This window comes from Bradyrhizobium sp. NBAIM08 (assembly GCF_020193935.1).
Classification (GTDB): domain Bacteria; phylum Pseudomonadota; class Alphaproteobacteria; order Rhizobiales; family Xanthobacteraceae; genus Bradyrhizobium; species Bradyrhizobium yuanmingense.
In genome coordinates, this window is the sequence record NZ_JADYVR010000908.1 from 1 (window position 1) to 407 (window position 407).

The 407-nt window shown below is 70.3% G+C and carries 1 protein-coding gene; it reads left to right on the forward strand.

Features of this window, described 5'->3' with window-relative positions; all coding sequences use genetic code 11:
- Nucleotides 1-79: 79 nt before the first annotated feature.
- The coding region (locus I6F37_RS42660; RefSeq protein WP_225154776.1) for a hypothetical protein at nucleotides 80-407 on the forward strand (328 nt) is incomplete at its 3' end.

Consider the following 407-nt stretch of genomic DNA (forward strand, 5'->3'; position numbering starts at 1 on the left):
GCGCCGTGCACCCAACCATCAGCGAGGAGCTGGTGACCCTGCGCGAGAAGTACGTGCCGCCCGAGATGGGATCGGCGGCTTGAGCGGGCAGGGCGCTAGGGGCTGGGATCGCTGGCGGCTCGGTTGGCTGCTGCTGGCCGCGCTGTTCGTGGCGCCGGTGGGCTATGCCGGACCGCTGGGCTTCATGCTGCTGGTGGCGATACCGGCCGTCGCGCTGATTCCGGCCGTTCGGTTCCGGTCGTGGCTGTGGGCGTTCGCCGCGTTGTGCGCCCTGCTCGCCTGGGCCTGCATCACCTCGACCTGGAGCCCCAGCGGAACGATCTGGTCGACCGAGCGGATCCTCGACGACCTGGGCGGATCCGTGGCGCTGAAGCTGGCGCTGCTGCTGCCCCTCTGCGCTGTATTGG